The sequence below is a fragment of the Sphingobium aquiterrae genome, from assembly GCF_037154135.1.
Lineage (GTDB): Bacteria > Pseudomonadota > Alphaproteobacteria > Sphingomonadales > Sphingomonadaceae > Sphingobium > Sphingobium aquiterrae.
Window position 1 is genome coordinate 101634 of sequence record NZ_JBANFL010000003.1, and the last position, 25841, is coordinate 127474.

Genomic DNA, 25841 nt, shown 5'->3' on the forward strand with positions numbered 1-25841 from the left:
GATGCCCGTGATGACGAGGATGATCGCGATCCGGCCGAGGCTGACCCGGCCGCCTATCAGCGACAACAGCAGACCCGGCATCCCTCCCCTCGCCCGCGGCTTTTGCGTGTTGCCATATAGGCCCCGATGCGGGATGCAGGCGGCCGCATCATCCGGGGGTTTCCATTCATGGTCAGATCGTCACTCCATCCCGAACGCCATGCCGTGTCGCGCATCGGCTGGCTGCGCGCCGCCGTGCTGGGCGCCAATGACGGCATCGTGTCGACCGCCAGCCTGATCGTGGGCGTTGCGGCGGCGCAGTCCGCGCGCAGCGACGTGCTGATCGCCGGCCTTGCCGCGCTGGTGGCGGGCGCGATGTCGATGGCGGCGGGCGAATATGTCTCGGTCAGCTCTCAGGCGGACGCGGAGAAGGCCGATCTGGCGACCGAACGGCGCGAGCTGGACGAGCAGCCGGAGTTCGAGCTGGAGGAACTGACGGCCATCTATGTCGCGCGCGGGCTGAAGCCGGCGCTGGCGCGGGAAGTGGCCACGGAACTGACCGCGCATGATGCGCTGGCGACCCATGCCCGCGACGAACTGGGCCTGTCCGATCATGTGACGGCGCGTCCGCTGCAGGCCGCCTTTACCTCCGCCACCACCTTTTCCGCCGGTGCCGCCGCGCCGCTGCTGGCCGTCGCGATGGCGCCCGAAGCATGGATCGTGCCGCTGGTTTCGGTCGTTTCGCTGCTGTGCCTCATCCTGCTCGGCTATCTGGGCGCGCGCGGCGGCGGCGCGGCGCCGGGCAAATCGGTGTGGCGCGTGGTCTTCTGGGGCGTGCTCGCCATGGCGCTGACGGCGGGCATCGGGCGCCTGTTCGGGACTGTGGTTTAGGGCCGGGAATCCTTCCCTCCCCGCATCCTGCCGTCATTCCCTCCCGTGCGGGTAGAAAACTCGCTTCCCTCCAACCGTCATGCTGAACTTGTTTCAGCATCCATCTTGCCTCCACAGCTGCCGCGCATGGGGAGAAATGGATGCTGAAACAAGTTCAGCATGACGAGGAGGAAATGTCCGGCTTTGATGCGATGATCGACATCGCGACTTCATATGTCCGCAGCGCCCGCCATCACCGCCTCCGCCGCTCAATAATCCTTCGATATCCGCACGTTCGCGCTTTGGCGGCCAAGGGTCGAAACGCTGGCCAGCAAAGCCAGCCAGCGCGTGATCTGATATTCGATGCGGGTCGCGGAATAGCCCGCCCCATCCGAGATCAGCTCCACATAGGTCTTGCGGGTGATATATTTGCCCGCCGCGATCGCCGTTCCCTGGTCGTTGGTCGGGTCGGCGGCGATGATCCGCAGCCGGTCCAGCCCCGCCGCCTTGCGCACGGCGTTGATCGGGTCCAGCCCGCCGCCGCCGCCCTGCAGCGCCGCCACCGCCGAGGCAAGCTGCAGCGCTTCGGGCGCGGACAGGTTGGTGATCGAGGTGCCGAAGAGGATGCGGGAGAGCAGTTCGTCCTCCGGCAGCGCGGGGACGCTGGTGAAGCCGATAATGGGTTTCAGCCCCGTGCCCGTCACGTTGATCGTCGCGGTCAGGTCGGCAAGGTTCGCCTCCGCTTCGATATCCAGGATCGGGTTCACCGGCGTTTCGCCCTGGAAGCGGATGCGCCCTTCGCGCAGTTCGAAGCGACGGCCGGCAAATTCATAGCCGCCGCGCACCAGTTCCGCCGTGCCGGTGATCGCCGGGTTCACCACCGTCCCGCCCAGTGTCAGGTCCGCGCGCCATTCGCTGTCGAGGCCAAGGCCGTCGACCATCAGGCGGTTGCGCGCCCTCGCCTTCATGGCGAGCGCCCAGGGGGCCGCCGGCGCCGCGCGCGCAAATTCCTCGCCGCGCCGGTTGACCTCGATCACGCGCAGTTCCGGAATCTGCGCCACGGCGGCGGCGCGGCCAAGGGTGAAGCGGCTGCGGTTCAGCGTCACGTCGCCGCCGATGGTGCCGCCCACGCCGTTGGAGCGGATGGTGATCGGCCCGGTCACGGTCGCGGCGATATCGTCGCGCTCCAGCAGCGCGGCATTGTCCGCCTGCATGGCAAGGTCCATGGCGACACCGCCATTCCCCGTCGCAAATTCAAAGCGCCCCGTGCCGCTTACCGCGCCCCCGCCCTTCGCCGTGCCGGCAAAGCTGGTGATGACGAGCTGCGCGCCCGAAAAGCGCCCGCGCGCCTTCACCCCGGTCAGGCGCATGCCGGTGATCGGGCTTTCGATGGTCGCATTGTCCGTCGCCATGGACCCCGCAATGTGCGGATCGGTCATGGTGCCGCGCACGTCCGCGCCGATGGCGACCGGGCCGGAAAGATCGACGATCTCCACCCCGGTCAGCCGCCACAGCGTGTCCGCCGTCCCGTCATAGCGCAGCTGCGCGAACAGCGGCGCGCTGCGCAGCCGCGGCACCAGGTCGCCCACGCCCAGCGGCGTCAGCAGCGCCTGCGCCCGGCCGATGGTCTTGCCCTGGCTGACCACGACGGCGCGGCCGGCCAGCCGTTCGGGCGTGAGCACGGCATTGATGCCAAGGTCGATCGGGGTGGAACTGAGCGCCAGGCCCGACCGGGTGAGGTTGCGGATGCGGACATCGGCGGTGCCCGTCGGCACGCCGCCGCGCGGCTTGGCATAGCTGACCGATCCGGTGATCGCGCCGCCCAGCCCCAGATCGTCCTTCATCAAATCCAGCAGCGAGAGCGGCAGGCGGTTGAGGCGCGCCTCGATCCGCGTCGTTTCCCCGCCCAGCTCGCCCGCCAGCTGCGCCGTGCCGCCCGCATAGCTGATCGTCGCCGGGGCAAGGCGCCAGCCGTCCTCGGTTCGCGTGAACACCGCCGCGCGGCCCAGCGTGATCGGCTTGCGGTCCAGCGTGCCGCTGGCGTTCAGGCGGATGCGCTCGGGCGTGACGTCCGCCTCCATCTGCATCGCGATCAGGCGGTTGCGCTGGCCGTTGATGCTGGCCTTCACCGTGCCGCTGCCGTCGACCAGCCGGGCATTGGCGGCCAGCCTGCCGATCCGCATGGACCCCATCTGCAGCCCGCGCATCTGCACTGTCGCCTCCAGCGACGTTCCCGCCGGGTTCAGCATGACCGTGGCGGTGATCCTGCCCTGCCGCATGGCGATGACCGCCGGCCCGTCGAACTGCGCGTCGCGGGCCTGCAGGTCGGCGGTGATCTGCTGGATGCCGCCCACGGGCTGCAGCGCGACGAAGCCGGCCACCGCCCCCGTCACGTCCAGCCGCCCGTCCAGTCCGTCCGGCACGACATTGATATTGCCATGCGCGGTCGTGCCCGACATGGCGAGGCGATCGACCTGGATCACCGTCTGCCCGGCCGGCGGCATCAATATGGCGCCCGTGCCCTCGAACGGCCCCAGCGTCGATCCGCCCGCCGCGCTCAGCGCATAGCCGCGCGGATCGGGGATGAGCGTGACATGCACATTGCGCAGGCCGGCGGCATCGAGGGGGCGGGCCAGCATCAGGTCGACCGCCGGCCGATCGATCCGCCCGTCCAAGGTCAGCTGCACCGCGCCATAATGTTTGTGCGTGCCGCCGCCCTCGAAATGCATGGAGCCATCGGGCCGGCGATAGCCATTGGCGCGCAGCGCAATCAGCGGCGCGTCGAGCGTCAGGCCGGTCAGGTTCAGCCGCCCGTCCGGCCCCAGCGAGAGCGCCGACTGCAGCACCGGCAGGCCGCCGCCCAAGGTGCGGAAGAAGGCATTGTCCAGCCGCCGCACGCTCGCGCGGGCATTGCCCGTGAGCGTGAAGGCGCCGCGCGCGCCGGGCACCGCCTGTATCTTCGATCGCACATCGATAATGCCCAAGCCAGGGATTGCCAGCCCGTTGACGTCGCCCGTCAGGCCCATGTCATAGCGGCCGGATTTCAGGTCCGCCATGGCGACGAGGGTGCCGCGCAGCTTGTCCGCGCGCACCTGCATGGGATTGCTGACGATCCGCTGGTCCTGCAGTTGCAGCACGCCCGACAGGCTGAAATTGCGCAGGATGCCGGCAACCATGTCGCCTTGCCCGTCCAGCCTCTTGGCCGAAAGCGCGACCGGGATGATCAGCGGGCCGCCCTTCCCCGACGGACTGTCCGCGACATGGCCCTTGCCCGACGCCCGCACATCGCTCAGCACCGTCTTGTCGAAGGCGAGCATGCGCGCGGTCATCAGATATTCGAAGGTCGGCGCATGGAAGAGGCCGTCCAGCCTTATCTTCGCCAGCACGTCGCGCCCGCTGCTGCGCTTGAGCAGAACGGCGGGCCGGTTCAGCTGCAGGTCCAGCAGCAGATTGTCGAAGCTGCCGGCGCGCAGGTCGATGGCGCCATCGGCGTCGAGGGCGATGGCATCGGAATGCAGCTTCAGCACGCCGTCCAGCACGCGCTTTTCAAAGGTGCCGCTGCCATCGACACTGAGGCGCGGCGCGGACAGTCGCTGGATCAGACCGTTGCCGGCGATCGCCGCGCCCTCGATCGTGCCCGACAGGCGATAGTGCCCGGCGCGGGCGGCGAGTTTCAGGGCAAGGGCGGGCTTGCCCTCCAGGCTGGCCATCGCCTGCCCGTTCCAGTTCTGCCAGCTGCCCTGCCCTTCGACCCGCAGATTGGCGTCCTGCCGCAAGCCCGCCATCGCCGCGATCACGCCGCCCTTGGGCGCATTGAGCGTCACATCGACATCGAAGCGGTTGTCGTCCGGCCGGCTGTCCAGCGCGAGCAGGATGGAATCGTCGCCATCCAGCGTCCGCGCCGACAGGTCGATGATCGCCCGGCCCGAGCGGATGTCCGCATCGCCCCGCAGGGTCGCCATCTGCCGCCGCCCGGTGACGGGCGGTTCGATCGTCAGCCGGTCGATGCGGAATTCCATCAGGCGGATATCGAAATCGGGCAGGATCGGCCCCTTGCTGCTGGTCGGCCGGAGCGCGGGCAGCCGGTGCAGCGTCGCCTGCGGGATCACCAGCCGGTCGATATCCAGCCGGTTGGCGAACCAGGCGAAGGGCCACCAGTCGAGCACGACATCCGGCGCGCTGAAGAAGCGCCCCTTGGGGTCGGCCAGTTCCACGTCATGCAGCCGCGCCTTGCTGTAGATGCTGCCGTCGATCCGCCCGACCTTGATCCGCAGGCCCGATTGCGGCGCGATCCGCGCGATCCGTTCGGCCAGGAAGCGATGGCCGGGCGCGGTATCCAGCCACAGCAACGCCCCCGCCACGGTCAGCACCAGCGCCAGGATGCCGCCCAGCAGCCATGCCTGCCAGCCGCCCCGCCACCAGCGCCGCCGCGCCCGGGCGACGACCGGCGCATCCTCCCGCGCCACGGCGGTCTCTTGCGAAGGCGGGGTCTCGTCCACCATCAGAAGGCCTGCCCCAGCGAGACATAGACGGCGATCCTGGGATCACCCTTTTGCGGGTTGATCGGCGTGCCGACATCGATGCGGATCGGGCCGAAATTGCTGTAATAGCGCGCGCCCACGCCGGCGCCGATCCGCAGGTCGCGGAAGCGCGGCAGGAAACTGGTGGAGATATTGCCCGCGTCGACAAAGGGCACGACGCCGAAATTGCCGAAGCGCACCCGTGTCTCCAGCGAGAATTCGGCCAGGCTCTTGCCGCCGATGGGATCGTTGTTCGCGTCGCGCGGGCCGATATCCTGATAGCCATAGCCACGCACCGATCCGCCGCCGCCGGCATAGAAGCGCCGCGAGGGCGCGATGCGGCTGGCGCTCGACCCCAGGATCGATCCCAGCCGGGTGCGCGCCGCCACCACCACCCGGTCGTTCACCGGCTGGTAGATGCTGCCGTCGACCTGAGTCACGACATAGCCGAAGGTGCTGTTCTGGAACGACAGCTCCGGGCTGATCCGCGCGCCCAGGCGGAAACCTTTGGTCGGGTTGAGCAGGTCGTCGCTGCCATCATAGGTCAGGCCGCCGGGCAGCGCGCCGATCAGATAGGTGCGCCGTCCGCCCCCGGCGATCCTGCTCAGGCCGTCACGCTCGTTGGAGGCGAGCAGTTCCGCGCCGACGCTCCACACCCATTTCTTCTGGAAGATGATGTTGGTCTGCCGCTCCAGCGTGCCGGAGACCTGCACCGTGCGCGCCGCATAGGCATTGCGATTGATGTTGGAGATGGAGAACAGCCCCGTCAGCACCTGATCGCGTTTCTTGAAATTGCCGCGACGGTAGGTGACGGAACCGGACTGTTCCTGCGTGGCCGCCACGCCGCGCACGGTGATGGCGCCTTCGGGCGGGAAGAAATTGCGGTGCTGCCAGCTGCCCTCCAGACGGAAGCCTTCGCCGGTGCCATAGCCGATTTCGCCGGCGACGGTGCGATAGGGGGCCGGGGTCACATCCACCAGCGTATCGACATGGGTGCCGTCGCCCGCATCCTTGGGCGTCAGCGTGACCGAGGAGACGAGGCCGGTCTGCACAAGCGCCCGGCGCAGGTCCTGCAGGTCCGACGCCATATAGGGATCGCCCGGGTCGAAGCGCGCGATGCGCTGGACATGACGGGCGGAGAAGATGCTGTCGTCCGTCACGACGATCTTGCCGAAGGTGCGGTAGCTGCCCGGCGCGATGACGATGTCGAGATCGCCCTTCTGCTCCTCATGGTCCACCCTGATCTCAGGGTCCTGCACCTTGGCGAAGGGAAAGCCGTTTTCGCCCAGCGCCGTCGCCAGCGAGCCCTGCGCCGCCACGATGGCGTCCGCATTGATCGGATCGCCGACCTTGACCGGGAACGCCTCCCGCAATTTCGGTTCATGCTCGCCCGTGCTCTCCAGCCCCTGCACCTCGACCGAGGCGAGCGTGTAGAGCGTGCCGGGCACGACATCCATGGTGACGGCCAGCCTGTTGCCGCCGGCGGCGGGCGACGCCACCGATCCCCTGATCCGCGCGTTATAATAGCCCTTGGCGCGCATCAGCCGGTCCAGCACATCCTGGTCTTCCTTGATGCGCCGGTTGATCTGGGCAAGGTTCGCGACCTTGCCCTCCCCCTGTTTCAGCACGGACAGCTCACCGAACCGCTGGGTGAACTGGGCGTCGGCGATCTCGTCCACGCCGGTCAGCTGCACGGTATAGCGGCGCTCGGCATTGATCGCTTCACCGTCCGCCACCGCGGCGGGCGGCTGGCCCGGTTCCGCCACGTCCGCATCCGTCGCGACATCGACCGGCGTCGAGGGGGCAGGCGTGGCTGCGCCCCCGGCGCCTGTATCGACCGGTGCATCGACCGGTGTATCGACCGGCGCCTGGGTCTGGGTCTGGGCCTGGACTTGAGCCGCTGTATCGGATGCCGTCTGGGTCGCGACATCCTCCGGCGTCGGCGCGATGGGTTGCACGCTGTCGGCCTGCCCCATGTCCGGCCAGGCGACGCCGATGTCGGCTATGTCCTGCAGCGGGGACTGGGGATCGGGCGCCGGGCCGCTCAGATCCTCGGTCGACGGCATCGGCGCGATGGTTGGCGGCGTGGTGGTCGGCGGCGCGATCCTGGGCGGCGTGACGATCGGCACGGCGGGCGGCGGGGCGACCTGCTGCTGCTGCGCATGGGCGACGCCACAGGGCGCCAGCGCCGCCATCCAGGCCGCGCGGCACAGAAGGGAAAGACGGCGCCCGCAAAGACGGGATGAGGACCGCGGGCCAGCCAGCATATTCAACGTTTAAACCAAATTCCCCGCGCGACGCCAGCACCCAGATCAAGGAAAGGTCGATTCCTGCGACGGGCCATCGCGCCGTCAGGCACGGATCGGCGTCAAAACGCCTTTTCCAGCCGGCCGAACAGCTGCCGCGCCGGGCTTTCGCCATTCCCCCGGCCCGCACGGTCGTCATTCAGGCCCATTGCCGCCTGCAGGCGCGCCACCCGGTCGTAAAGGTCGGTGCTGCCGTCGATCAGCGCGCGGGCCGCAAAGGAGAAGTGCGCGACCGCCGGACTGTCGCTCCGCTTCGCCTCGCCCAGATGATATTTGGGGTCGGCCAGCGCCTCGGTCGGGATTTCCCCGCGCTGCCAGGCGCGCTGGTTCAGTAGCCAGGCGATGACATGCATCAGCCGGGTCGTGACCTTGAGCGATTCGCACGAAAAGGCGACACGGTCGATCAGGGCAAGCGCGTCCCGGTCCGCATCGCCCTGCACGTCGAAATAGGCCCGGGCCTCGTCCGCCATCACCATGGCCTCGACATAGAGGCTGTCGGTCAGTCGGCGGTGCAGGCCGCGATCCAGGGCGCGAACGGATGGCATCGGCCTGTGGTGCCATAGTGCCGCGCGCTTGTCAGTGGCGATCGTGGGGGCTGCAGAAACTGTCCCAAAACGGGCCGGGCGGGGCAGCCCCTTCCCGTTGGTTTCAGGCGATAATATCGGGGATCAGCGCGTCTTCCAGCGTGGCGATCTCATCCTTCAGCCGCAACTTGCGCTTCTTGAGCCGGGCAAGCTGCAACTGGTCCGCCGCGCTGCTGTCGGCCAGCGCCAGGATCGCCACGTCCAGATCGCGATGCTCGAGTCGCAGGATTTCCAGCCGGCGCATGATATCTTCTGGGTTCATTGCGATGGCAGCCTCTCGGTCAAATATCCGGCAAATATCCGGCCCTGGCGAAGAATCGGGGAGGATTTCCTCCCTTTCTCCGCAACGGACCATCGCACACATGCTTGCGCCTACCGCAAGCGATGATTCGACGGAAGACAGTCCGCGCGAATCATGATCTACTCACTCTCCCGGCACACTCAAGCAAGGAGAATGTCATGGACAATGGCCATATTTCTGCCCTTCAAGCGAAACATGCAGGGCTCGATGCCCGAATCAAGTCCGAGAACAGTCGTCCCATGCCAGATACGGCACTTCTTGCGAGCCTGAAGAAGCAGAAGCTGAGGCTGAAAGAGGAACTCTCCGCTACGCACTGAGCGTATGCGTTTGGCGGGTGCGGAGCCCCAGCCCTCGCGGGCGGCTCCGTCCCCCTTATTTCCCGCACCTATATCCGGATATCCGAAAATTTAGAGACGGCGCCCCAGCTGCGGCACCCGCAGATAAGCGGGCAGCGCGGTTTCGCCACGATTCTGGCTGACAGGCTTGCGCGCCTGCTGCGGGTCGATCGCATGATCGAACGCGATGCCGATCCGCTCATTCCTCGTCCAGGCGATGGTGCCGCTCACCCTGCCCAGGCCGCGCAATTCCACACAGACCGCCTGGCCCACGCGAAAGGGCGATTCCGAATCGGCCATCAGCCCGGTCGCGGAAAGATTGCGGACCCGCGCCTTGCCCAGGTCGATCCCCTCGGGCGATGAAATATCGGTCAGCAGGAACAGGCTGTCCCGCGCAAAAGCGCGCGCCGGTCCACGATCCGCGGGTCCGTCAATGCCATGTTCCATCGTTAGCGATCGTCCGTCACAAAAGGGTTCTATGTCGGAAAATCACTGAATTTCATGGAAGAATCATTAATCGTCGCGGGAAATCTTTTCCTGCCGCTCATGGCGCTCCTGCGCCTCGACGGTCATCGTCGCGATCGGGCGGGCTTCCAGCCGGCCGAGCGAAATCGGTTCGCCCGTCACTTCGCAATAGCCATATTCCCCCTCGTCGATCCGGCGCAGCGCCGCATCGATCTTGGAGATGAGCTTGCGCTGGCGATCGCGGGTGCGCAGTTCGATCGACCAGTCGGTCTCGCTCGACGCGCGATCGTTGAGGTCGGGCTCGCGCAGCGGCTCGTTCTGCAGCACGGCCAGCGTGCCTTCGGCCTCGGTCAGAATCTGCTTTTTCCAGTCGAGCAGGCGCTGCCGGAAATATTCGAGCTGACGGGGGTTCATGAACTCCTCGTCAGGCGAAGGTCTGTAGTCTTCCGGCAGCTGAATGGCCGGCTTGGGGGCGAGGTCGTCGCCATTCTCAGAACTAGGGACCGATGCCATCTGGCTCTCCGGCAGGGGCTTTCAGGGCGAGCGCCCCTTGACCCTCAACTATTGATTGAGCGGGCCTATAACCATCGTGGCGAGCCTGCACAAGCGATCAATCGCCTCCCCCCACCGCGCCCCTATCTCGTCCCATGCCCTTTCCGGCTGCGGATGGAAGGGCGCAACCGCACGAACATGCGCAGGCACGCGCGCCTTGCCGCGCCCATGCAAGCATCACAGTTTCAGTGAAACATCCGGGATTCATGAAAAACCTCTCATCTCCCGGTGTTCATAACGCGTAGTCATGCCGTTCCATAAAGGAACGTTAACCATATCTATTAACAATCTTCACGATGCTTTCTTGCAATCCATAGTCCATTCAGGGTTAACGGCGTTGCAGTTAACGCTTTATTTTGCGTTTCTGCAGATAGGGGGAATGGCGAGAATCCGGTTTCTCGTTCCTTCGCAAGGGCAACGAACAAGAGTAAAAAGACATGTCGGTTCGGATGGCGATGGCAAAATTATGCGCCTGTGCTGTGGGCGGCGCGGTGGTCGGCGGGGGCGCCGTCCATGTCGCGGACGCCCCGCGCGCAGCCGTGCTGCAGCCACTGAAAAAGGCACGGCCGCATATCGTCCGCAAGCGCTACGCCATCCGCACCGTGAAGCGGCGCGTGGTCACGGCCTGCGCGCCCTCCACCGTCACCGTCACCAGCCAGGCCGCACCGATCCCGATGCCCCTGCCGCCGGCCCCCGCAGGGGAGATGCCCATCGTCGCTGGCGGCGGCGGCGTGCCGGTCGTCCTTGGCGGCAGCGGCGGATTCGTCGGCGGCAGCGGCGGGTTCTTCGGCGGCTTCTTCGGTGGCAGCGGCGGCGGTGGCGGCGGTGGCGGCAGTGTCGTCATCTCCTCGACCAGCAGCGGCGGTTCGTCGTCCACCAGCTCCGGCGGCTCCTCCACCTCCACCGGCGGCGTGTCGACATCGACCGGCGGGGTCAGCTCCACCAGCAGCACGACCTCGGGCGGGGTTTCGACCTCCACGGGCGGGGTCAGCACGTCCACGGGCGGCGTTTCGACGTCCTCGGGCAATGTCTCGACATCCTCAGGCAACGTCTCGACCTCGACGGGCGGCAGCAGTTCGTCTTCGTCATCCAGTTCCTCATCCTCTTCATCGAGCAGCAGTTCGAGCAGCAGTAGCGGCGGTTCCAGCGGCCATCATGGCGGGTCGAACGGCGGCAGCTCCGGCTCGTCCTCCAGCAGCGGCTCCTCCTCGTCCAGCTCGTCCAGCGGCGGATCGTCCAGCTTCGGCACGACCAGCAGCAGCTCGTCGTCCAGCTCCAGCTCATCCTCCTCGTCCAGCAGTTCCTCATCCGGCGGGTCGTCGAGCAGCAGCGGCGGCACGGACGTGCCCGCGCCGCCGATGGTGCTGCTGTTCGGCGCCGCCGCAGCCGCGCTCATCGCCCGCCACCGCTTCGGCAAGAAGCGCGCGCCGGCGGCCTGAACGGCCCTCACGGATTTCCGGGGTAGGAGGGCGGGCATCGCAGGATGCTCGCCCTTCCCCTTTTACCGGTCGCGATCTGCCTTTCGCGATGGGATGGCCGCAATCGGCAGGCTCAGCTTGCGTCGATGATCTTCTCGATCTCCGGCACGGGATGGTTCGACAGGTCCTTGGCGATCTCCGCCACCAGCCGCTGTTCCACCGCCTTGTGATAATGGCGGCGCATCTCGCCCAGGGTCGTGGGCGGCGCGACGATGATCAGCTTCTCGAAATCATTGTCGAGCGCCCGGCGGTTGAGCAGCGCGGCGGCCTCCTGCGCAAAATGCCGTTCCTCCAGATCGTGGAAATCGGTGGGCTCCATGGCGCTGCCCGGCCCCCGTGGCGTATCCATGCGGCCGGGTGCGTCGGATGCCTGGTCGCGACTGGCGGGATTGTCCTGCGCGCGCACCGCCTCCGTCTCCAGCCTGGGGCGGGCGCCGGTGCCCGCATTGCGAAAAACCAGCATCTTGCGTCCATCCGCCACCATTATCAGCGTGCCATGATCGATCAGCATCCGTGCCTCCTGTGTCTGCATGGGGTGTCGGGTCCAACGGATGACGCGCGGCAGGGTTGCGCGGCCCGACGCGCGGCGGCATAGGGCGGGCATGCACGATATCCGCTTCATCCGCGAAAACCCCGTCGCTTTCGACGCAGCCCTTGCGCGTCGCGGGGCGGCCCCGCTCAGCGACTCCATCCTTGCGATGGACGAGCGGCGTCGCGCCATTGCGACAGAATTACAGCAAGGGCTGGCCCGCCGCAATGAGGCGAGCAAGGAGATCGGCAAGGCGATGGCCGCCAAGGACATGGCCTTTGCCGAGCAGATCAAGGGCGAGGTGGCGATGCTGAAATCGCGCCTGTCCACGCTGGAGGATGAAGACCGCGCCGCCGGCGAAGCGCTGGACGCAGCGCTGGCCGCCATCCCCAACCTGCCGGCCGACGACGTGCCGCAGGGCGAGGACGAGAAGGACAATATCGAGATCGCGCGCTGGGGCACGATCCGCAGCTTCGATTTCGTGCCGCAGGACCATGCCGATTTCGGCCCGGCGCTGGGGTTGGATTTCGAAGGCGGCGCGGCGCTCTCCGGCGCGCGCTTCACCGCGCTGCGCGGGGGCATGGCGCGCCTGCATCGCGCCCTCGCCCAGTTCATGCTGGACATACAGACCGGCGAGAATGGGCATGAGGAAGTCAACCCGCCGCTGCTGGTGCGCGACGAGGCGCTGTTCGGAACCGGGCAGCTGCCCAAATTCGCCGAGGACCTGTTCCGCACCACCGACGGGCGCTGGCTGATCCCCACCGCCGAAGTCAGCCTGACCAACCTTGTGCGCGAACAGATCGCCGCCGCCGACACGCTGCCGATGCGCCTCACCGCGCTCACCCCCTGCTTCCGATCCGAGGCGGGATCGGCCGGGCGCGACACCCGCGGCTTCATCCGCCAGCATCAGTTCGAGAAGGTCGAGCTGGTCACGATCTGCCGCCCCGAAGAGTCCGAAGCCGAGCATGCGCGCATGTGCGCGGCGGCCGAGAGCATCCTGCAGGCGCTGGAGCTACCCTATCGCAAGGTGCTGCTCTGCACCGGCGACATGGGTTTCGGCGCGCGCAAGACCTGGGATCTGGAAGTCTGGCTGCCCAGCCAGACCACCTATCGCGAGATCAGCTCCGTCTCCAACTGCGGCGATTTCCAGGCGCGGCGGATGAACGCGCGCTACCGCCCCGAAGGCGAAAAGGGCACGCGCTTCCTGCATACGCTGAACGGATCGGGCCTTGCGGTCGGCCGCACATTGGTCGCGGTGCTGGAAAATTATCAGCAGGCCGACGGCAGTGTCACGGTGCCGTCCGTACTGGCGCCCTATATGGGCGGCATCACCGCGCTGACGCCCAAGGGATAACCATCCGTTCGGGCCATGCCAGCCCCGGACGCGATCCGGGGGCGAACGGAACATTGCAAAGGTCTGCCTGCCCCATGCGCATTCTCCTCACCAATGACGATGGCTATCACGCACCCGGCATGGCCGTGCTGGAAGAGATTGCACGCACCCTCTCCGACGACATCTGGGTCGTTGCCCCCGCCGAGGAGAATTCGGGCGCCGGCCACAGCCTCACCCTCACCCGCCCGCTGCGCCTGCGCCAGCATGGCGAGCGGCGCTTCAGCGTCACCGGCACGCCGACCGACGCGGTGATGATGGCGGTGCGGCATGTGATGAAGGATTGCCTGCCCGACCTCATCCTCTCCGGCGTCAATCGCGGCGCAAACCTGGCCGAGGACATCACCTATTCCGGCACCGTCGCCGCCGCGATGGAGGGCGCGATTTCGGGCATCCGCTCGATCGCGCTCAGCCAGGTCTATGCAAAGGAAGGCATGGGCGACACCGTCCCCTTCGCCTGCGCCAGCATGTGGGGCGAGCGCGTGCTGCGCCCGCTGATCGCCGAGCCCGCCGGGCGGCGGATGCTGGTGAACGTCAACTTCCCCGCCATCGACCCCGATCAGGTGCAGGGCATCAAGGTCGTGCGGCAGGGGTTCCACGATGTCGACCGTTCCACAATCGTCGAGGGGCGCGACCCGCGCGGCTATGACTATTACTGGTTCACCCTGGGCAGCAGCGACGCGGTGCCGGAGGGATCGGACCTTGCCGCCATCGCGCAGGGCTATGTCACCGTGACACCGCTGCATTATGACCTGACCCATGTCGATTCCATGGCATCGCTGACGGCCATCTTCCCCGACTGACGCCATTCTTGGCCTGCCGCGAAACGCCCGCTATGCAGATCGGGCAAAGACATTGCCCCGCCTTGCCAAGGAGCCGGCCGATCCCATGCTGCACCTGCCCGCCCATCCATGAGGCTGGAGAAAGCCCGCAAGCCCGTGGCCACCGGCTTCCTGCGGCGGCGCTCCACCCTGCCCGTCTGGGCAGACCTGCTCTGGCGGGTGGCGCTCGTCTTCGGGCTGTTCGGCGCCGTGCTCATCCTGCACTGGGTCGGACGCGCGGGGTTGAAGGACAATCTGGACAACCAGATCAGCTTCATCGACGTGCTGTATTTCACCACCGTCACGGTGACGACCGTGGGCTATGGCGACATCGTGCCGGTGAGCCCCGACGCGCGCCTGCTCGAAGCGCTGCTGGTCACGCCGATCCGGCTGGTCGTGTGGCTGATCTTCCTGGGCACCGCCTATAACCTCTTTTTCCGCAACATCGTGTACAGGTGGCGCATGGCACGCATTCAGGCCGATCTGCACAATCACATCATCGTCACCGGCTTTGGCACCAGCGGCGCGGAGGCGGTGCGCGAGATGCTGGCGCGCGGCACCAACCCGCATGAGATCGTGGTGATCGACGCCGACGAACAGGCGCTGGAGGGTGCGGAGGAGCTGGGCTGCAACATCCTGTGCGGCGACGCCACCCGCGACAGGACGCTCAAGGATGTGGCCATCCACCGCGCCCGCACGATGATCGTCTCGGCCGGGCGCGACGATACCTCCATCCTCATCACGCTCACTGCCCGCCACCTCGCCCCGCGCCTGCCGATCAGCATCGTCGTGCGCAACGAGGACAATGAACTGCCCGCACGACAAGCGGGCGCCACCACCGTCATCAACCCGGTCAGCTTCGCCGGGCTGCTGCTGGCGGGCAGCACCACCGGCCCGCACATCGCCGATTACATGGCCGACCTCGCCGCATCGGGCGGCCGCGTGAAGCTCAACGAACGCGCCGTGCGGCCGGAGGAAATCGGCCACCCCCTCTCCGCCATCGCCACCGGCCTTGGCGTGCGCATCTACCGCCAGGACCGCCCCATCGGCTTCTGGGAGGAGGGCGCGAAGGCGCTGCAGACCGGGGACAAGATCGTGGAGATTGTGGAGGAGCGGACGCTGGAATAAGGATGTAAGACTAGATGGTTACTGGCGACCAAAGAAGGATTTCTACCCATTGCGGCCATATCCTCTTTGTCATGCTGAACTTGTTTCAGCATCCATTTCTCCCCACACACGACAGCAGAACGGGCAAGATGGATGCCGAAACAAGTTCGGCATGACGGTTGGAGGGAAGTAAGTTCCTTCCCCATCCCGGCCCCTCTCGCCAATGAATCCACGCGCCCCGTGACATTCCACCAATAAATCCCTATGTGCCGCGGCAATCATGGCAACAACATTCCCCCCCGCGCCCAAGATCGGCATGGTTTCGCTTGGCTGTCCCAAGGCGCTGGTCGATTCCGAACGCATCCTCACCAAGCTCCGCTCCGATGGCTATGAAATGTCGGCGGACTATGCCGGCGCGGACGTCGTGCTGGTCAACACCTGCGGTTTCCTCGATTCCGCCAAGGAGGAATCGCTCGAAGCCATTGGCGAGGCGATGGCGGAGAATGGCCGCGTCATCGTCACCGGCTGCATGGGCAATGAGGCGGAACTGATCCGCCAGCGCTTCCCCCAGGTGCTCGCCATCACCGGCGCGCATCAATATGAGGATGTGGTGAACGCGGTGCATGACGCATCGCCGCCCGTCCCCAACGCCTTTGTCGACCTGGTGCCCGAAGGCGGGCTGAAGCTCACGCCGCGCCACTACAGCTATCTGAAGATTTCCGAAGGGTGCAACCACCGCTGTTCCTTCTGCATCATCCCCTCGCTGCGCGGCGACCTTGTCAGCCGCCGCATCGACGCGGTGCTGCGCGAGGCGGAAAAGCTGGTGTCGGCGGGCACGAAGGAATTGCTGGTCATCAGCCAGGACACATCGGCCTATGGCGTCGATACCCGGCATGAGCCGCGCCAGTGGAAGGGCCGCGAGGTCCGCGCGCACATGACCGATCTTGCCCGCGAACTGGGTGGCCTGCGCACGGCGGAAGGCACGCCGCCTTGGGTGCGCCTGCACTATGTCTATCCCTATCCGCATGTGGATCAGGTGGTGCCGCTGATGGCCGACGGCCTGCTGACGCCCTATCTCGACATCCCCTTCCAGCATGCCGCGCCCAGCGTGCTGAAAGCCATGAAGCGGCCCGCCAACGAAGCCAAGGTGCTGGACCGCATCCACAAATGGCGGGACATCTGCCCGGATATCGCCATCCGCTCCAGCTTCGTCGTCGGTTTCCCCGGTGAGACGGAAGCGGACTTCCAGTATCTGCTCGACTGGCTGGACGAGGCGCAGCTCGACCGGGTCGGCGCCTTCCGCTTCGAGGCGGTCGATGGCGCCAGCGCCAATGCGCTGCCCAACCCGGTGCCCGAAGCGGTGAAGGAAGAGCGCTACCAGCGGATCATGGAAAAGACCGCCGCAATCTCCGCCGCGAAACTCGCCGCCAAGGTCGGCCGCACGCTCCCCGTCATCGTCGACGAGGTCGGCGAGCCGGACGAGGAGGACGGCAGCATCGGCGCCACCGCCCGCTCGCAGGCCGACGCCCCGGAAATCGACGGCAACGTCTTCCTGCGCGACGTGCCCGAAGGCACGAAGGCCGGTGACATCCTGAGCGTGGTGATCGAAGACGCCGACGAGCATGACCTGTTCGGGGCGCCGACCTCCGCCGACGCCTGACGCATCGGGCGCGCGAGGCGGTGGGCGAGCGCCATCCAATATCCATTTGCCCATCGTAACGATCCGCCATAGCCTCCGCCCCGGAAAAGCGAGTCGCGCAGCACAGGCGATCGCACCGAACAGGGAGAGTGCCGTGACCGCAAAGGCTCTTGTCACCCTGCTGGCCGTTTCCGCCGGCATCGCCATCCTCCCGGCATCGGGCCCGACACCGGGCATCGCGCAATCGAGCGGGGTTCAGGCCAGCGGGTCGGAAGCCACCATCTACCGCGACATCCTCTATCGCGGGCCGGCGATGGCCGTTTCCCGGGCGAACCCCGATGTGCGACTCGCCTGGCCCGTCACCAGCGTGCGGGTGGCGCGGGGGGCCTGGCAGCTGTGCAGCGAGCCCAATTTCCGCGGCACCTGTTTCACCACCATGGCGAGCACGCCCAATATCATCGGCAAGCTGGGCCGGATGAACCAGCTGCGCTCCATCCGCCCCATTGCCGGCGGCGGTGGCGGTGGCGGCCCCGGTGGCCCGGGCGGCGGTAGCGGCGGGCGGTCGCTGCGCGGCATGGCGGCCGAATTCTATCCCGCCCCGGAATGGCGCGGATCGCGGGTGCTCGCCTGCCAGCGCGGATCGGGAACCGCCGCCTGCGCCGCGACCACGGCGGACGAATTCTGCCGCAACGCCGGCTGGACCGCATCGGCGCGCGAGGCGATGGAAACGGTCAATCGGCGTATCTACCTGGCCGACGTGCTCTGCACCCGCACGGGGCATTGAGGCGTCGCTGAAAATCGGGGCACCGGCGCGTCGGGGCGATGCCTGGAGTATTTCAAGCTGATGGCTCGGAGAATCGTCCAATCAAAAGCATAGAGCGATCATCGACCGACAGGAGGAACGGATGCAGGTGAAGACCATCGCCATCATGCTGGCAGGCGGCATGCTCGCGCTGACGGGTTGCCGCACGGTCGGCACGCCGGGCGGCGCCAGCTTCTACGAGTGCGACCGGGGCACGCGCCTGACCGTCGATTATACCGGCAAGGGCGCCATCGTTCAGGTGAATGGCGGGCGCCGCATCGCCATGCGGCAGACGCCCTCGACCGGCGGCGCCGTCTATGAAGGGCGCGCCGGCCAGCGGCTGGAACGCACCGGCGGCGGCGCCATCTGGAACACCGCCTTGCGCATGGCCCCCGAACGCTGCCGCACGATCATGGTGCCGCGATAGGGCTGGCCCTGCCCGCCGACATCGGCGGACTTGCGCGGCGCAGCCCCGTCATGATCCGTTCGGGCGGCGGCGAAAGGCATGCCGCGTATCGGCGCACATGGGCCGAATGTCGATCCGCCCGGGACTCCTGCCGGTTCCGGTTGAACAGGCATGAGGCTGGAGATTCCGTTTCCCGTGATGTCCGAATCGCCGGAGGATTTCATCCGGCGCGAAAGCACTACAGGACGAATCGTCATTCAACTCTCTTGAATGATTGAACTATGTTTATTCCAATTCGTCATGCTGAACATGTTTCAGTGGAGTCGAGGCACGTGACTCGGCAGCACATTCCTCCACACGCGTGATGGCTTCAGGAGGCACGATAGATCCTGAAACACGTTCAGGATGACGATGTTCCTGGCGATAACCAGCCCGCCCCTTTCTGAATGTCGATCCGTCCTAATCCTTCGCCGCGCCAAATGCCTCGCGATAGTCGGACTTGATCGCCCGCAGCATCGCCGCGTCGACGGGCAGCGGGATATCATAGCTGCCCTCGGAATAGGGGCCGGCCTCATAGGGGCCGATGACGATGGTCAGGGAATCGATGCTCTTGCCGTTCTTCGATTCCGGCACGATCGCCTGCCGCATCATGTCGGGGCAGGCGGTGAAATCGTCCTGGCCGCTGCGCACGACCGGGGCGCCGCGCTTTTCCGCGCGGGCCGCGTCCAGCGCAGCGCAGAAACGCTTGCCGCTCGCCTGCTTCAGCGCGCCCGGCGATGTCAGCATCGTCGCAAGGGCAACCTCCTGCCCGGTCTTCCTGTCCCACAGCAGCGGCGTATAGCCCGTCATGCCATGCGCGCCGCCGGTATAGACATAGGACTGGCCCAGCAGGCTCAGCAGGCGCGGTGTCGCGGCGTGGCTTTCCCATGCGGTCTGCAGGCTGTGCGCGTGGAAGGGGAAGCCGTTGGCCTGCGCGCTCTTCCTGTCCTCACCCGCGAGCTTCAGCGCATCGCCTTTCGATCGGTCCATCTCCCCGCGCAGCCTGGCCGCGATCGCGGGCACGGCGGCGGCCTCCGATGGCCAAGCATAGGAAAATTCCAGCAGGCCGGTCTTTTCCTCGACCTTGAACGGCTTGGCGGGCGGAGGCGCCGGGGGCTGCCCCGGCGGGACGGAGGCAATGGTATTGCCGCCAGCTTCCACGCCGCCCGCTTCCGCCTTGCCCCCCTCATCCGCCTGCGACGAACATCCGCCAAGCAGGACCAGCGCCAGGCCGACCCCGCCCAACATGATCCTGCCCAGCATGACCGGGCCCGATCCGTTGCCGCCGCCGGCCCGCCGCATCATCAATGCGCCGCAGCCCGGCAACGCTCGCCGACGGCCTTGCGCAGATAATCGCCCTGCATCTGCCGGCCGGCATCGGCCCAGCCTTCGCCGATCAGCGCCTGCTCGACAGCGCGGACATTCGTAAAACGGCCGCTGTCGGCCAGTTGACAGGCGCGTTCATGCAGCGCGCGCTGGGCGGGGTTCTGACGGATGGACATCCTGATTCTCCTTGGTTTTTCCGGCCCATGGCTAGGCTCTGCCCGCCAGTCTATGCCTCATCGGCGGCCATGCAAAGGGCATAGGCGGCAGAACGGCAACAGGTGACGACAAATACCGGCTTTCCCTGAGGCAAGGCTTTCCCCTAGATGACCCGATGAGCATCTATCCCGACCTGCTGAAAGCCGATAGCGGCCAGCCCGCCCATGCCATCGCCCTGGTGGACGAAGCCAGTTTCGCCGACTGGCTGGGGCGCCAGCCGGACCGGCATCGCGCCGCCGTTACCGCGCAGAAATTCGCCGGCAAGGGTTATGAATATGCCGTGCTGCCCGGTGAGAAGGCCGATGACTGGTCCGTGGTCGCCGGCGTCGCCAATCGCACCGCACTCTCCAGCTGGTGCCTTGCGCGCCTCGCCGAAGCACTGCCGCAGGGCAGCTATCGCCTGGAAGAGGGCGCGCCCGGCCCCGCCATGCTCGGCTGGCTGACGGCGCAATATCGCTTCGACCGCTATCGCAAGGCGGACAAGGTGGAGGGGCCGCGCGTGCTGCTGACCAGCGATGTCGCGCGCATCGCCCCCACCGTGCAGGTCGCCGAGGCGGTCGCGCTGGTCCGCGACATGGTGAACGTGCCCGCCTGCGACATGGGGCCGCCGCAGATCGAGGAGCAGGCGCACGCCATCGCCAGGGCGCATCGCGCGAAGTTCACCGTCACGCGCGGCGACGCCCTGGCGACGGGCTATCCGATGATCCACGCCGTCGGCCGCGCCGCCGACCGCAGCTTCACACCACGGCTGATCGAGCTGGAATGGGGCAACGCCGGCTATCCCCGCATCGCCATCGTCGGCAAGGGCGTGTGCTTCGACAGCGGCGGGCTGGATATCAAGCCATCCTCCGCCATGCGGCTGATGAAGAAGGACATGGGCGGCGCGGCCCATGCGCTGGCGCTGGCGCAGCTCATCATGGCCGCGCACCTGCCGGTGCAGTTGCACCTGCTGATCCCGGCGGTAGAAAATGCCGTCGGCGGCAATGCCTTCCGCCCCGGCGACATCCTGTCGAGCCGCGCCGGCCTGTCGGTGGAGATCGGCAATACCGACGCGGAAGGCCGGCTGGTGCTGGGCGACGCGCTGACCAAGGCGAGCGAGGGATCGCCCGAACTGATCCTGGATTTCGCCACGCTGACGGGCGCGGCCCGCGTGGCGCTGGGGCCGGACCTGCCCGCATTGTTCGCCAATGACGATGCGCTGGCCGACGCGCTGGCCGGCGCCGGCAGGGATGTGGACGACCCCGTCTGGCGCCTGCCGCTGTGGGACGGCTATGTCGAAATGCTCAAGTCCGACGTGGCGGATGTGAACAACGCCCCCGATGGCGGCTTTGCCGGGTCGATCACCGCCGCGCTGTTCCTGCGCAAGTTCGTGGCCGAAGGCACCACCTGGGCGCATTTCGATACCTTCGCCTGGCGCCCGGCGGCCAAGCCCGGACGCCCCAAGGGCGGCGAGGCGCTGGGCCTGCGCGCGGCCTTCGCCATGCTCGTCCAGCGATATCGCGGCGGAGACTGAAGGCGGGGGCTTAAGACGAGGGCTGAAGGCGGGGCTTGAGACGGGACCGCGCGCACCTGCATCGACCGGCGGCCCCGGAATATCAAAAAAATCAGGCATGTCGGGCCGTTACGCAACCGATGCGGATGTTGCGCGTTTGACGAAGCATGAACGGTGTTCCGCCCACCCAGAATGCGCCTTCCAGCGACAATGCTGCGCCACGATCGCTCGATCACTGGCGGCGCACGCTCGTCGATTATGTACGCTCGGGCGAACCCGATCTCACCAACCGTCAGATGGCCCTGATGATGACCATCTACATCCTTCCCGCCCCCCATACGGTGCGCGGCCTGGCAGAGCAGTTGAACGTCTCCAAACCCGTCATCACGCGCGCTCTTAACAAGCTGTCCGCGCTCGGCTATCTGCGCCGCGAGCGCGACGCGGCGGACCGCCGGAATATTTTCGTCACGCAGACGGCTAAAGGGGCCCAATTTCTTGACGGATTCAACCATTTCATCGCAGGAACAGGCGATGGAAGGCAAGCACACACCGCTGCGGAGCACGCAGCCTGACCGCACCCGGTTCCGCCTGACCGGCCCATCCGTTCGACTGGACAACCGAATCCATGCCGTGCGCGGCGATCTGGCCGATGTGTCGCTGGCTGGCCTGCTGTTTTCCGCCCATTATGCCAGGGCGGTGGAGATGAACTGCGTGGCGGACAGCGCCATGCTGCGCGCCACGCCATCGGTCAGCGCTATCGCGACCTCGCAGATCCTGCATGGCGAGAGTTTCCACGCGCTGGACATCACCACCGACTGGGTCTGGGGCTTTTGCGGGCATGACGGCTATGTCGGCTATGTCCGGCGCGAGGCGCTGGACCGGCGCGAACTGCCGCAATGGCGGGTGAAGGCCAGCGCGCCGGTGTTTTCCGCCGCCGACATCAAGTCGCCGATCGTCGATTTCTGGCCGATGGGCGCACTGTGCGCGGGCGCGCAGGACGGCGCCTTCGTCACCTGCGCGGAGGGTTTTGTCCATCTGCGGCATCTGGCGCCCATCGCCGCGCTGGAAAGCGATTGGGTGGCAGTCGCAATGCGCTATCTGGGCCAGCCCTATGTCTGGGGCGGGCGCGGCCATGGCGGCGTCGACTGTTCGGGCCTGGTGCAGGTGGCGCTCGCCGCCTGCGGCATTGCCGCGCCACGCGACACAGACCTGCAGCGGGAGGGCATCGGCGCGCCCCTGCCCGACGACGCGCCGCTGCGGCGGGGCGATCTGGTCTTCTTCCCCGGCCATGTCGGCATGATGGCGGACGGCGACACGCTGCTGCACGCCAATGCCCATTGGATGGCAACGGTGGTCGAACCGCTCGCCGATGTCGTGGCGCGCCTTGAACCCGCGCATGAACAGCCCATTTTGGCGCGGCGGAGGATCGGTTGATGACGGTGCAGGTTTTCATTGATGGCGCGGTGGGCACGACCGGCCTTGAGATTCGCGAACGGCTGGCCGGGCGCAGCGAGATCGCGCTCATCACCCTCGCCGACGACCGGCGCAAGGATGCGGGCGCGCGACGGCAGGCGCTGAACGATGCGGACATCGTCATCCTCTGCCTGCCCGACGATGCCGCGCGCGAAGCGGTGTCGCTGATCGACAATGGCCGCACGAAGGTGATCGACGCCTCCACTGCGCATCGCGTGGCCGACGGCTGGACATATGGTTTCTCCGAAATGGAGCCGGACCAGCGCGACCGCATCGCCGCCGCGCGCTTCGTCGCCAATCCGGGCTGCTATCCCACCGGCTATCTGGCGCTGGTGCGGCCGCTGCTGCGCGCGGGGCTCATTCCCGCCGACTGGCCGCTGACGGTCAACGCGGTGTCGGGCTATTCGGGCGGCGGCAAAGCGATGATCGCGGCCTTCGAAGACCCGCAGGCGCCCGACGCGACCGACACCGCCTTCCGCGCCTATGCCATGGGCCTTGCGCACAAGCATGTGCCGGAGATGCAGCATCATGGGGGCACCGCGCATCCGCCGCTGTTCGCCCCCGCCGTCGCCCACACCTATCGCGGCATGCTGGTGGAAGTGCCGCTGCAGCTGCGCGCCATGGCGACGACGCCCAGCCTCGCCCAGGTCCACGCCGCGCTTGCAGGCGCCTATGCCGGCTCCGCCTCCGTCAGCGTCGCCTCGCTCGACCGGAGCGGCGCCATGGGCGGCATCGGCATCGAGCAGGTCGGCGCGACCGACAGGCTGGCACTGTTCGTCTTCGGCAACGACGCCACGGGTCAGGCCCGCCTGGTCGCCGCGCTCGACAATCTGGGCAAGGGCGCGGCGGGCGCGGCAGTGCAGAACCTCAACATCATGGCAGGGCTCAGCGAGACGGCGGGATTGCGGCTTTAAGGGTAGACCATCAGGAATCGGCAAAAACGACCTGGATCGGCCGTTTCTTTTGTCATGCTGAACATGTTTCAGCATGACGGGGAAGGATGTGGCCCCAGATTCGTCATTCCCGCGCAGGCGGGAATGACGGAAGAATGATTTTCACCGCGAACAAACCATCCACCGCCTCAACCTGCCACCCCTCAATGCACCGTGCCCAGCGCCTCGTCGATGGAGAGCAGCACGATCAGGCGCTCGATCTGGCGCCAGTGACAGAAGTGGATATGGTTGCCGATGTCGCGGCTGCGGTCGGCGCGGGCGGCGGCTTCATAGCCGGCATTGTCGCCGAACATCGCGATCAGCTCCGCCGCATCTTCATAGCTCTTCCGGCTTGAGAGAAACGGCAGCTGCATTGGCATCCCCTGCGTCATTGTCATGCCCACACGGGTTCAACCTTCGTGCCATTTCGCCGCGCCGATGGCCGCCCGCCCCTTCCACTGGTCAACGGGGCGTTAGGCAAATGCCAAATCGGGACAATCGTGTCATCGCGGGACGGCTGGCGTCCCGCGATGAAGCATGGCAAGGGTCGCGGCCATGACGACTCCCCCCAGATCCTCGGCCCCAAAATCGCCAAAGGGCGCCGGCGCCATCATCGCCTTCCTGGTCATGTTCGGCGTGATCGCCGGCGGGCTGATGGGCCAGCCGAGCATCGGCTTTCTTGCGGGCCTCGGCCTGGGCGTGGCGATTGCCTTATTGATGTGGTGGCGCAGCCGCTGAGGTGTCTTGCGGCCCGGCCCGCACCGGCATAACTAGGGCCCATGAAAAGAACCCTCGCCCTCTTCGGCTTCATCGCGCTGGTCCTCATCGGCGGCGGCGTCTTCTATTTCGGACGGGGCGACACCGCCCGGCTGCCGGAGGATCAGACGGTCGGACGCGAGCCCAACATCACCCTCGCCCGGCGGGAAATCTTCCCGACCATCAATGTCGCCAAAGCCGTCGGCTGGAAGGCCGGCGAGGCGCCAACCCCCGCCGCCGGGACGCAGGTCGCCCGCTTCGCCGAGGGGCTGGCCCATCCCCGCTCCATGCTGCGCCTGCCCAATGGCGACGTGCTGGTGGCGGAAACCAACAGTCCGCCCCGTCCGGCCGGCGGGATCAAGGATCGGATCATGGGCTGGCTGATGGGCCGCGCCGGCGCCGGCGTGCCCTCGGCCAACCGCATCACCTTGCTGCGCGACGCCGATGGCGACGGCAAGGCGGAAGTGAAGACGGCGTTCCTCACCGGGCTCAATTCGCCCTATGGCATGGCGCTGGTGGGTGACACGCTGTACGTCGCCAATACCGATGCGCTGATGGCCTTCCCCTACAAGGAGGGCGATACCCGGATCGCGGACAAGGGCCGCAAGGTCATGAACCTGCCCGCCGCCGCGCCCAATATGCACTGGACCAAGAGCCTGGTGGCCAGCCCCGACGGCCAGTTCCTCTACATCGGCGTCGGATCGAACAGCAATATCGCGGAAGGCGGGATGGACGCGGAAGCGAACCGCGCCAATGTGCTGGAGCTGAACCTCAAGACGAAGGACTGGCGCATCTTCGCCGCCGGCCTGCGCAATCCCGTCGGCCTCGCCTGGGAACCGCGCACGCAGACGCTGTGGACGGTGGTGAACGAGCGCGACATGCTGGGCTCCGACCTGGTGCCCGATTATCTGACGCGTGTGGAATTCGGCGGCTTCTATGGCTGGCCGTGGAATTACTGGGGCGGCTATGAGGATCGCCGGGTGCAGCCCGAGAACCCCGAGGTCCGCGAATATACCAAGCGGCCGGACTATGCGCTGGGCAACCATGTCGCCCCGCTGGGCCTCACCTTCGCCACCGGCCTGAAGCTTGGCCCCAAATTCAACGATGGCGCCTTTGTCGGCCTGCACGGCAGCTGGAACCGCAAGCCCGCCGCCGGATACAAGGTCGTCTATGTCGGCTTCAACGGCAACGACCAGCCACAGGGCAAGCCGATGGACGTGCTGACCGGCTTCCTCGACGCCGAAGGCCAGGCCCGCGGCCGCCCCGTGGACGTGACCGCGGACAAGACCGGCGCGCTGCTCGTCAGCGACGATGTGGGCGGCGTGATCTGGCGGGTCAGTGCGAAATAGGGGCTGTCGGAACGATACACCCCAAACCGTTCGGGCTGAGCCTGTCGACCCGAAGGGCGGCGTTAGCCAACCCTTGTTCTTCTTCACTGAAGAGAAGAACGGTCCTCCGACACGCTCAGGACGAACGGCATTGGGAACCTCCAAGTTCCCGCGACGGCGGGAACCCAGGTATCT

At 66.9% G+C, this 25841-nt stretch carries 26 protein-coding genes; 14 read left to right on the top strand and 12 right to left on the bottom strand.

Annotated elements, in window-relative coordinates:
* Nucleotides 1-168: 168 nt before the first annotated feature.
* Nucleotides 169-870, top strand: a complete 702-nt coding sequence (locus WFP78_RS04420) for a VIT1/CCC1 transporter family protein (RefSeq protein WP_336959108.1) — start codon at nucleotides 169-171, stop codon at nucleotides 868-870.
* A 248-nt stretch (nucleotides 871-1118) separates the two neighbouring features.
* Here the strand turns inward: WFP78_RS04420 and WFP78_RS04425 are convergent, their stop codons facing one another.
* The 4 genes from WFP78_RS04425 to WFP78_RS04440 form a co-directional block, all read right to left on the bottom strand.
* The gene (locus WFP78_RS04425; protein WP_336959110.1) at nucleotides 1119-5351 is read right to left on the bottom strand and encodes a translocation/assembly module TamB domain-containing protein; all 4233 of its coding nucleotides are present in this window, start codon (nucleotides 5349-5351) and stop codon (nucleotides 1119-1121) included.
* Entirely contained in the window at nucleotides 5351-7435 is a 2085-nt protein-coding gene (locus WFP78_RS04430; RefSeq protein WP_419722919.1) for an autotransporter assembly complex protein TamA, read from the bottom strand. Before WFP78_RS04430 ends, WFP78_RS04425 begins: the two co-directional genes overlap by 1 nt.
* 302 nt (nucleotides 7436-7737) lie before the next feature.
* Nucleotides 7738-8220 carry a DUF1465 family protein gene (locus WFP78_RS04435; RefSeq protein ID WP_336959112.1) on the bottom strand — a complete coding sequence of 161 codons (483 nt, stop codon included), beginning with the start codon at nucleotides 8218-8220 and terminating at the stop codon, nucleotides 7738-7740.
* A 103-nt stretch (nucleotides 8221-8323) separates the two neighbouring features.
* On the bottom strand, nucleotides 8324-8521 hold the full coding sequence (locus tag WFP78_RS04440; protein WP_336959114.1) for a YdcH family protein: 198 nt from the start codon (nucleotides 8519-8521) through the stop codon (nucleotides 8324-8326).
* Nucleotides 8522-8718: 197 nt separating this feature from the next.
* Here WFP78_RS04440 and WFP78_RS04445 point away from each other — a divergent pair, with 197 nt between their 5' ends.
* Nucleotides 8719-8877 carry a YdcH family protein gene (locus WFP78_RS04445; protein ID WP_336959116.1) on the top strand — a complete coding sequence of 53 codons (159 nt, stop codon included), beginning with the start codon at nucleotides 8719-8721 and terminating at the stop codon, nucleotides 8875-8877.
* 90 nt (nucleotides 8878-8967) lie between these two features.
* Here WFP78_RS04445 and WFP78_RS04450 read toward each other — a convergent pair whose 3' ends face one another.
* The 5 genes from WFP78_RS04450 to WFP78_RS04470 all read right to left on the bottom strand — a co-directional run bounded on the left by WFP78_RS04450 (nucleotide 8968) and on the right by WFP78_RS04470 (nucleotide 11901).
* On the bottom strand, nucleotides 8968-9342 hold the full coding sequence (locus WFP78_RS04450) for a PilZ domain-containing protein (protein WP_336959119.1): 375 nt from the start codon (nucleotides 9340-9342) through the stop codon (nucleotides 8968-8970).
* 66 nt (nucleotides 9343-9408) lie between these two features.
* Nucleotides 9409-9873: an RNA polymerase-binding protein DksA gene (gene dksA / locus WFP78_RS04455; RefSeq protein WP_336959121.1), complete on the bottom strand. Its 465-nt coding sequence runs from the start codon at nucleotides 9871-9873 to the stop codon at nucleotides 9409-9411.
* A 625-nt stretch (nucleotides 9874-10498) separates the two neighbouring features.
* Entirely contained in the window at nucleotides 10499-10939 is a 441-nt protein-coding gene (locus WFP78_RS04460) for a hypothetical protein (protein WP_336959123.1), read from the bottom strand.
* A 126-nt stretch (nucleotides 10940-11065) separates the two neighbouring features.
* On the bottom strand, nucleotides 11066-11308 hold the full coding sequence (locus WFP78_RS04465) for a hypothetical protein (protein ID WP_336959125.1): 243 nt from the start codon (nucleotides 11306-11308) through the stop codon (nucleotides 11066-11068).
* 155 nt (nucleotides 11309-11463) lie between these two features.
* The gene (locus WFP78_RS04470; protein WP_336959127.1) at nucleotides 11464-11901 is read right to left on the bottom strand and encodes a host attachment family protein; all 438 of its coding nucleotides are present in this window, start codon (nucleotides 11899-11901) and stop codon (nucleotides 11464-11466) included.
* A gap of 91 nt (nucleotides 11902-11992) precedes the next feature.
* On the opposite strand from WFP78_RS04470, the gene serS reads away from it, so the two are divergent.
* From serS to WFP78_RS04500, 6 genes are all read left to right on the top strand, one after another.
* Nucleotides 11993-13273, top strand: coding sequence for a serine--tRNA ligase (gene serS, locus WFP78_RS04475; RefSeq protein ID WP_336959129.1), 1281 nt, complete (start codon nucleotides 11993-11995; stop codon nucleotides 13271-13273).
* Between the two features lie 74 nt (nucleotides 13274-13347).
* A complete protein-coding gene (surE, locus tag WFP78_RS04480; protein WP_336959131.1) occupies nucleotides 13348-14112 on the top strand; it encodes a 5'/3'-nucleotidase SurE in 765 nt (254 codons plus the stop codon).
* A 108-nt stretch (nucleotides 14113-14220) separates the two neighbouring features.
* Complete coding sequence (locus tag WFP78_RS04485; RefSeq protein WP_336959134.1) at nucleotides 14221-15258, top strand: potassium channel family protein; 1038 nt, start codon at nucleotides 14221-14223, stop codon at nucleotides 15256-15258.
* Between the two features lie 259 nt (nucleotides 15259-15517).
* Nucleotides 15518-16897, top strand: coding sequence for a 30S ribosomal protein S12 methylthiotransferase RimO (gene rimO / locus WFP78_RS04490; RefSeq protein ID WP_336959136.1), 1380 nt, complete (start codon nucleotides 15518-15520; stop codon nucleotides 16895-16897).
* Between the two features lie 133 nt (nucleotides 16898-17030).
* Nucleotides 17031-17660 carry a beta/gamma crystallin-related protein gene (locus WFP78_RS04495; RefSeq protein WP_336959138.1) on the top strand — a complete coding sequence of 210 codons (630 nt, stop codon included), beginning with the start codon at nucleotides 17031-17033 and terminating at the stop codon, nucleotides 17658-17660.
* 121 nt (nucleotides 17661-17781) lie between these two features.
* A complete protein-coding gene (locus tag WFP78_RS04500; RefSeq protein ID WP_336959140.1) occupies nucleotides 17782-18105 on the top strand; it encodes an MliC family protein in 324 nt (107 codons plus the stop codon).
* 438 nt (nucleotides 18106-18543) lie between these two features.
* Here WFP78_RS04500 and WFP78_RS04505 read toward each other — a convergent pair whose 3' ends face one another.
* Complete coding sequence (locus WFP78_RS04505; protein WP_336959142.1) at nucleotides 18544-19428, bottom strand: DUF4163 domain-containing protein; 885 nt, start codon at nucleotides 19426-19428, stop codon at nucleotides 18544-18546.
* On the bottom strand, nucleotides 19428-19625 hold the full coding sequence (locus WFP78_RS04510) for a hypothetical protein (protein WP_336959144.1): 198 nt from the start codon (nucleotides 19623-19625) through the stop codon (nucleotides 19428-19430). The genes WFP78_RS04505 and WFP78_RS04510 overlap by 1 nt, the downstream gene beginning before the upstream one ends.
* A gap of 155 nt (nucleotides 19626-19780) precedes the next feature.
* On the opposite strand from WFP78_RS04510, the gene WFP78_RS04515 reads away from it, so the two are divergent.
* The 4 genes from WFP78_RS04515 (at nucleotide 19781) to argC (ending at nucleotide 23544) form a co-directional block, all read left to right on the top strand.
* On the top strand, nucleotides 19781-21178 hold the full coding sequence (locus tag WFP78_RS04515; protein ID WP_336959146.1) for a leucyl aminopeptidase family protein: 1398 nt from the start codon (nucleotides 19781-19783) through the stop codon (nucleotides 21176-21178).
* Between the two features lie 146 nt (nucleotides 21179-21324).
* On the top strand, nucleotides 21325-21729 hold the full coding sequence (locus WFP78_RS04520) for a MarR family transcriptional regulator (RefSeq protein WP_336959148.1): 405 nt from the start codon (nucleotides 21325-21327) through the stop codon (nucleotides 21727-21729).
* Nucleotides 21689-22591: a C40 family peptidase gene (locus WFP78_RS04525; RefSeq protein WP_336959150.1), complete on the top strand. Its 903-nt coding sequence runs from the start codon at nucleotides 21689-21691 to the stop codon at nucleotides 22589-22591. Before WFP78_RS04520 ends, WFP78_RS04525 begins: the two co-directional genes overlap by 41 nt.
* Complete coding sequence (argC, locus tag WFP78_RS04530) at nucleotides 22591-23544, top strand: N-acetyl-gamma-glutamyl-phosphate reductase (RefSeq protein WP_336959152.1); 954 nt, start codon at nucleotides 22591-22593, stop codon at nucleotides 23542-23544. The genes WFP78_RS04525 and argC overlap by 1 nt, the downstream gene beginning before the upstream one ends.
* Nucleotides 23545-23726: 182 nt before the next feature.
* Here the strand turns inward: argC and WFP78_RS04535 are convergent, their stop codons facing one another.
* On the bottom strand, nucleotides 23727-23936 hold the full coding sequence (locus WFP78_RS04535; RefSeq protein WP_336959154.1) for a hypothetical protein: 210 nt from the start codon (nucleotides 23934-23936) through the stop codon (nucleotides 23727-23729).
* 181 nt (nucleotides 23937-24117) lie between these two features.
* Here WFP78_RS04535 and WFP78_RS04540 point away from each other — a divergent pair, with 181 nt between their 5' ends.
* Together WFP78_RS04540 and WFP78_RS04545 are read left to right on the top strand one after the other, a co-directional pair.
* Nucleotides 24118-24300, top strand: coding sequence for a hypothetical protein (locus WFP78_RS04540; RefSeq protein WP_336959156.1), 183 nt, complete (start codon nucleotides 24118-24120; stop codon nucleotides 24298-24300).
* A gap of 41 nt (nucleotides 24301-24341) precedes the next feature.
* Nucleotides 24342-25667: a PQQ-dependent sugar dehydrogenase gene (locus WFP78_RS04545; protein WP_336959158.1), complete on the top strand. Its 1326-nt coding sequence runs from the start codon at nucleotides 24342-24344 to the stop codon at nucleotides 25665-25667.
* The last annotated feature ends 174 nt before the right edge of the window (nucleotides 25668-25841 follow it).

Coding starts and splice junctions, on each gene's coding strand:
- rimO (WP_336959136.1), top strand. CDS start 15,518: ATGGCAACAACATTCCCCCCCGCGCCCAAGATCGGCATGGTTTCGCTT.
- WFP78_RS04520 (WP_336959148.1), top strand. CDS start 21,325: ATGAACGGTGTTCCGCCCACCCAGAATGCGCCTTCCAGCGACAATGCT.
- surE (WP_336959131.1), top strand. CDS start 13,348: ATGCGCATTCTCCTCACCAATGACGATGGCTATCACGCACCCGGCATG.
- WFP78_RS04500 (WP_336959140.1), top strand. CDS start 17,782: ATGCAGGTGAAGACCATCGCCATCATGCTGGCAGGCGGCATGCTCGCG.
- WFP78_RS04540 (WP_336959156.1), top strand. CDS start 24,118: ATGACGACTCCCCCCAGATCCTCGGCCCCAAAATCGCCAAAGGGCGCC.
- WFP78_RS04420 (WP_336959108.1), top strand. CDS start 169: ATGGTCAGATCGTCACTCCATCCCGAACGCCATGCCGTGTCGCGCATC.
- WFP78_RS04465 (WP_336959125.1), bottom strand. CDS start 11,308: ATGAGCGCGGCTGCGGCGGCGCCGAACAGCAGCACCATCGGCGGCGCG.
- WFP78_RS04425 (WP_336959110.1), bottom strand. CDS start 5,351: ATGGTGGACGAGACCCCGCCTTCGCAAGAGACCGCCGTGGCGCGGGAG.
- WFP78_RS04535 (WP_336959154.1), bottom strand. CDS start 23,936: ATGCAGCTGCCGTTTCTCTCAAGCCGGAAGAGCTATGAAGATGCGGCG.
- WFP78_RS04435 (WP_336959112.1), bottom strand. CDS start 8,220: ATGCCATCCGTTCGCGCCCTGGATCGCGGCCTGCACCGCCGACTGACC.
- WFP78_RS04485 (WP_336959134.1), top strand. CDS start 14,221: ATGAGGCTGGAGAAAGCCCGCAAGCCCGTGGCCACCGGCTTCCTGCGG.
- WFP78_RS04505 (WP_336959142.1), bottom strand. CDS start 19,428: ATGATGCGGCGGGCCGGCGGCGGCAACGGATCGGGCCCGGTCATGCTG.
- WFP78_RS04515 (WP_336959146.1), top strand. CDS start 19,781: ATGAGCATCTATCCCGACCTGCTGAAAGCCGATAGCGGCCAGCCCGCC.
- WFP78_RS04430 (WP_419722919.1), bottom strand. CDS start 7,435: ATGCCGTCGACCGAGGATCTGAGCGGCCCGGCGCCCGATCCCCAGTCC.
- WFP78_RS04525 (WP_336959150.1), top strand. CDS start 21,689: ATGGAAGGCAAGCACACACCGCTGCGGAGCACGCAGCCTGACCGCACC.
- WFP78_RS04450 (WP_336959119.1), bottom strand. CDS start 9,342: ATGGAACATGGCATTGACGGACCCGCGGATCGTGGACCGGCGCGCGCT.
- WFP78_RS04545 (WP_336959158.1), top strand. CDS start 24,342: ATGAAAAGAACCCTCGCCCTCTTCGGCTTCATCGCGCTGGTCCTCATC.
- dksA (WP_336959121.1), bottom strand. CDS start 9,873: ATGGCATCGGTCCCTAGTTCTGAGAATGGCGACGACCTCGCCCCCAAG.
- WFP78_RS04445 (WP_336959116.1), top strand. CDS start 8,719: ATGGACAATGGCCATATTTCTGCCCTTCAAGCGAAACATGCAGGGCTC.
- serS (WP_336959129.1), top strand. CDS start 11,993: ATGCACGATATCCGCTTCATCCGCGAAAACCCCGTCGCTTTCGACGCA.
- WFP78_RS04470 (WP_336959127.1), bottom strand. CDS start 11,901: ATGCTGATCGATCATGGCACGCTGATAATGGTGGCGGATGGACGCAAG.
- argC (WP_336959152.1), top strand. CDS start 22,591: ATGACGGTGCAGGTTTTCATTGATGGCGCGGTGGGCACGACCGGCCTT.
- WFP78_RS04440 (WP_336959114.1), bottom strand. CDS start 8,521: ATGAACCCAGAAGATATCATGCGCCGGCTGGAAATCCTGCGACTCGAG.
- WFP78_RS04510 (WP_336959144.1), bottom strand. CDS start 19,625: ATGTCCATCCGTCAGAACCCCGCCCAGCGCGCGCTGCATGAACGCGCC.